The organism is Paraburkholderia sp. JHI2823 (genome assembly GCF_038900695.1).
In the GTDB taxonomy this organism is placed as follows: domain Bacteria; phylum Pseudomonadota; class Gammaproteobacteria; order Burkholderiales; family Burkholderiaceae; genus Paraburkholderia; species Paraburkholderia mimosarum.
In genome coordinates, this window is record NZ_JAYMRY010000099.1 from 1 (window position 1) to 4,741 (window position 4,741).

Below are 4,741 nucleotides of genomic sequence, written 5' to 3' on the forward strand. Positions count from 1 at the left end.
CTTGGGAATTTGCGATTGCCGAAATAGATTGTTTGCATAGTGACCTACGAAAATTCAACGAAGATGGCGCGCAGCGGAACACCTACCAGACTGCCAGAGAAGAATCTGTACCGCCTCGACGGCTTTGTTCAGCAGGGCAGGGCCGCAGTTGGTTGCAGACGCAACTAGGCATTTTTGACGCAAACGGCCTTGCCGAAGCTGTTCCACAGATTCACGAGGTTCGCGATAATCACGCCCTCGCGCTGCTGCGATTCGGTTTTGCGCGTCAGCAGCCGCGCGCCGATGCAACGCTTGATTCGCGAGATCTGCGCCTCGACCAGCGCGCGCTGCCGTACCCGTATTTGTTCCGGAACGTATGGATGCCCTTGTCCTTGATGTACCGAACGAGACGGTCGTGCCAGCGCATCGCCGGCTGATTGTGAACGGCCGCATTGGCCGGTGGGGGAATCACCGGCAGCACGCCGCAGGCTGACCACGCCTCGGTCTGCGCAATACTGTAGTACGCGCCGTCGGCGATGCTGGCAGTCGACGTTCGCGTCGACTGCCAGCATCGCATTCAGGCCCGCCTCGTCGGAGACGACATGGATGCACGACGCGTCGTCTTCGTCACCCCGGGCAAGGATGCTGGCGCGGTCGAACGTTTTGCCCGCCACCTGGAAGAACACAAGGCGGCGCCCGGTCAGATCGAATCGGTCAGCATCGACATGTCGGCCGCCTTCATCAAGGGCGTGAACGAGCATTTGCCCGATGCGCGTGTGACCTTCGACAAGTTTCACGTCGTGGCGCACGCGTCCAAAGCGCTTGATGGCGCGCGCCGCTCGCAGCAGAAAACCGATCCCTCGCTGAAGGGCATGCGCTGGTCGCTGCTCAGGGGTGGGCAGAAACTCGATCTCGCGCAATTGACTGATCTCGAGGCCCTCATCAGCCAGTACACGACCAACCGTACGGCCCGTCATTGGAATACCTTGCGCGCCAGACATGATGTCGGGAAAGAGATCCAATTCCGACACGTATGACGGGGTCCAGTTGGTGGCGCGGGCGATGTCGTACCAGTCGGCGCGTTCCAATAACGCCATAGTCAAGCCTCCTTCATAGGTCGGGATTTGATTTGCCGGAGCACATGGCACGGGCGGCTTATCTCCGAGCAAAATCGGTGCCAATGCGCCGGCCTCATTTGCATTGGGGAGGAAGAAAGCCCGGGGAAAGGCAGATCGAAGTATGTGCGCATCCGTTTGCTGGGTGGCGATCCGAGCGCGCTAGTTTCAACCCACAGGGAGTGAGACAAACAGCAACGCTGGCACGCGCGAAAGCTTCCGCGTGACACAAGGCCGGGTACCGCTGGTTTACTTTCACGGCGCCGTTGGCATTAACTGAGAGTGCGCTCCCAGTCCTTCTCGTCTGGGGATGGTTCTGTCTGCCGGCTTTACAAGAGACCCAAGCCCCCGATCCTTGATTCCGAATGAGATAGCGAGTCACCCGTGACCTGAAAACACTGAATGTCTAGTTTGTCGTATAGACAACGCGCACTGTAGCAATTTTTCAACAAAACTCGGACAACGGTAAAGCGAACCGGCGGTCACCTGATTCCGGCCACGAAAGTTCTTTCGGTGGCGGCGTTGCCTTTAGGCGACGGGCAATAGGCGAGCCAGCGTGGAGTGCAAGCGCGTTGGAATGTTGAGAAAGACGAATACTCGTAGGTATTGAGCCGAGGCTCATTGGTTTCCGAGCCGCAATGCGGAGCCCGGGCATGGGAGCCTTTAGAGACTACGGTCAGACGTGCATACAATAAAAACATCGGCAGTACTTGTCTGCCCGCGGCGATGACAGGAATCGATGGCAAGGTGTCGATAGCTGTTTTGGTGCGCCAGTATTCTCCGATTTCTGAGACCAATAACTGCGTGCGCACCTATGGTTTGTAGGTAATACTACTGGTTTTTTCAAAAAAGCGTGCTGGCGCAAGATTTGCTTCTTGGCTACCGTTGGCTCTACTTACGGTAATAAACAGCGACTCTATGTGCGTGAGCTTTGTGAGGGTTAGGTATGCCAAAATACAGGCTGGAATTAGTGTTGCTCGCATTTGCCAGCGTGCCGGTGGGCGCGCACTACGATGGTACTTGCTACATGTGGGGTCATAACAACCGCAGAACTTGCGCGCCCACTGGAACCGATCAGTTCTTACAGAGCGTTGGCGGGCGGTATTATGACGGAGACTGTACACAGACGCTCGCGGCCCGACCGGCTACAGCGGCGTCGCGCGGCGCAACTCGAGAAGGGGTAAACGAATGAAAAACGCCGTACTGGTCTCCGTGCTGTGTGCGGCCGCTCTGCTCGAGAAAGGTTGCGGAGGTGACAGCGAGTTGCATCTGCCACTGCCGTCGTACCTTCCTCGTCGAGCAATCCGACCGAGCCGACTGCCGTCGGAGCAGCCGTTCACAAAACCAATGTGCCACTCGATCCGTCGGCCTCGCTGGTTCCGCCATTCGACGAGAATTTTCCACCGGCAGAGTCGCGCTCGCCATACGACGGTTGCATAAAACGAGAGCCACGCCATGGGCGGCGGATCTTCAGTGTGTTGCCGGGCAACCCAATGCCGTTCCCTGACCAGGATTCTCGCCGCATTGAGCTTTGCTCACCTAGGTTCTGACTTCTGTAAGGAGCTCTGTGGGGACGACGCAGTCGGTCCTCTGGGGAAGCTAAGCACGTTTTGAAAGGTCGTGCGCGAGGGATTATGGAAGGCTGCTGTCGATCGAGTGCAGGGGCGCCCTATCAGTGGCGCCAAACCGCGCAGCGACGACCGCATGTTGTGGTGGGCGCGCCTCGTGACACGGATACCGCGCCGTCGGGGCCCCGCAGGTGAAGCTAGGCGGCGAGGCTATACAAGACAAGACGCTACAAGGTTATTCAAATCCAAGCAACTACTTGGGATGCGGCAGCGGATTGAATGACACGGCGCCAGAGCCGCGCTTGCTCCATCAAGCGTCTCTGAGTCGTCACGGAGCCGCGCTACCGCGGTTTGGTGGAAGAGCGCAAAGGCCGCCTCTCGTGCAGTGATTGATGGAACAGGTCTGTCCGAAATTGGGGCGCGGAGATTCGCTCCACGGCTGTTTGCGCCTGCATCGATGAGTTCAATGGTTTTTTTGCGGGCCTCCCTGAGTTCCTTCGCATAGCTAGGTAGTCCATGGACAGGAGATCGACATGTACCCACTGACTTGGCTTTGGTGTCCCCAATACAACTATCCTTTGAGCGGCGCTGTAGACCAAAGCATAGCATTGCCGGGTGCCCGCGACCCACACATGGAAAGATCCATTACTCACATATTTTCATATGGTTCTCAGCTCGGGCGAATCCTTGAAGCTCTGGAACCAATGGTCAACGAATTTTATGAGTATCGTCCGGATATTAATCAGGAACCAGCCCATGAATTCGATCAAATGCTGAGCGATATCAAAGCGATCCGATCCCTAAGGCAGGCGACGAAATCGGAAAAAAATTTCACAGTATCGGATCTTGCTGAGGTAATGAAGCAGTGGAAGGCCGAGTCAAAACACTCTACGTACCTTCACAAGTTAAGAGAAGTCCGTGCAAATGTCGCTCGCCTAATCGATGAAGCTGACCGCACCGGGACGTAAGCGGTTTGGGTCGCGTCAATCTTTAGTGCGCCGCAGGCTGCGGGCATGTCGCAAACACTATAACTGGCCGGTTATTGGCGGTCGCGTTCGATGTTAGCCTCATCAGAAAGATGATACCGTGCGCGGTCCCGCCACAGCCTTATCGCCAATCCACGCGCCATTGCTGTTCTGGTCAGGAATGCCCCACCCGGATGGAAGATGTCTCCGTTCGACGAAGGGCTCGCGAGCGAGAATGCCGTTTGTGTCGAGGTGCTGATCCGCGAAGCGATTGTTGTAGTAGAAATCGGGCCTGCAAGTGCTCGGGAGCCCGCCCTGCGGCGTCGCTGCCGATCCCCTCGCCAGGGGGAGGCTGGTTGATCGCGTACTGGACCTTGCCGATGATCATTGCGCCTTCGTGCAGGCTGAATTGTCTGCCGCTGTTGTTGAGTTGCCGAGGATGCCCGGTGCCCGGTGCCGGATTGCCGTCGAAAATTCCTCCGAGATCGGCATCGATACAGTGGACTTGAACCGCAGGCGCACGCAGAGCGATCAATGGGGGTAGGCGGGGCCGCCCGCAGGCATGTTGGTGGCGGTGAGGACGGGCCAGCCAAACACCGCGTTAGCGAAAGTGCTGGCGTACTGGCTGATCATGAATTCTTGGTCGAGGCTCTCGTCGCCGTATCTTGATCGTCGAATTTGTCGCCTAACCTGCTGTACCAGAGTTCACACAAACGGGTCGAGGCCGAGGCATCGACGCCGCTCACGACCCGCAGGCATTCAGGCGCGCCGCCGTGATGCCGTGGCCCGGGGGATCTGCAAGGCATCGACGAAAAACGTGCGGTTCTGTTGCAGTAAGGCCCACGTTAAAATTGGGTAGCGAATTTTTGAGCTGTGCGATGAAGAAGACGAAGACACCGCGAACCATACTCGCAACCGGGCCTGGCCAAGGTCCTGAAGCGCCTTCACTACCCGCTTGAAGTGATTTTGCTGTGCGTGCGATTGTACGTAGTCGGCCCTGAACAATTCGTTTCGCGCGGCGCGGCCATCACGCCGTGAAGACGACAGTGGGCGAGCGGTTGCGCAAAGCGATCAGAATGAGGGCGTAAAAAAGCCGCAGCTTTCTGAGGATCAT

General features: G+C 57.4%; 1 protein-coding gene and 3 pseudogenes. 3 read left to right on the top strand and 1 reads right to left on the bottom strand.

Annotated features, from left to right (window positions below):
- Positions 1-566: 566 nt before the first annotated feature.
- A pseudogene (locus VSR34_RS37385) lies at positions 567-959 on the top strand (transposase); the annotation flags it as partial.
- Here the strand turns inward: VSR34_RS37385 and VSR34_RS37390 are convergent.
- Positions 954-1,076 (bottom strand): annotated as a pseudogene (locus VSR34_RS37390) (methane/phenol/toluene hydroxylase); the annotation flags it as partial. The pseudogenes VSR34_RS37385 and VSR34_RS37390 overlap by 6 nt on opposite strands.
- Positions 1,077-3,195: 2,119 nt before the next feature.
- On the opposite strand from VSR34_RS37390, the gene VSR34_RS37395 reads away from it, so the two are divergent.
- Positions 3,196-3,630: a hypothetical protein gene (locus VSR34_RS37395; RefSeq protein WP_342965116.1), complete on the top strand. Its 435-nt coding sequence runs from the start codon at positions 3,196-3,198 to the stop codon at positions 3,628-3,630.
- An 875-nt stretch (positions 3,631-4,505) separates the two neighbouring features.
- A pseudogene (locus VSR34_RS37400) lies at positions 4,506-4,617 on the top strand (IS6 family transposase); the annotation flags it as partial.
- Between the last annotated feature and the right edge of the window lie 124 nt (positions 4,618-4,741).